Here is a 286-nt window from a genome sequence, read left to right on the forward strand (position 1 = left end):
CTCAGATGTTGCTCAGCAAGTACAACATAATTTTCAACGTCTTCAGCAAGCTTTAGCACAGATCATTGTTGATGGGCAACATAGCGGTGAGATTTCAATTGATAAAAATCCAGAAGCATTGGCTTATTTTTTGGTCAATACCATTCAGGGAACGTACTGACCATACATTGGTATCTATTTTTTCAAACAATACATCCGCAACTGCATAGAGTACACCATTGATCCAAAGGCAGTTTTCATTACCAAAACTTTCATTTACTCCTGATGCAAGGTTTAAGCCAATACG

Annotated in this window: 1 protein-coding gene; it reads left to right on the forward strand. The window is 37.8% G+C overall.

The window, feature by feature from the left end; translation table 11 throughout:
• Positions 1 to 160: TetR family transcriptional regulator C-terminal domain-containing protein (locus FLQ44_RS25275; protein ID WP_439144920.1), on the forward strand; the 160-nt coding region annotated here is incomplete at its 5' end.
• Between the last annotated feature and the right edge of the window lie 126 nt (positions 161 to 286).

This window comes from Vogesella mureinivorans, from assembly GCF_007644035.1.
Lineage (GTDB): Bacteria > Pseudomonadota > Gammaproteobacteria > Burkholderiales > Chromobacteriaceae > Vogesella > Vogesella mureinivorans.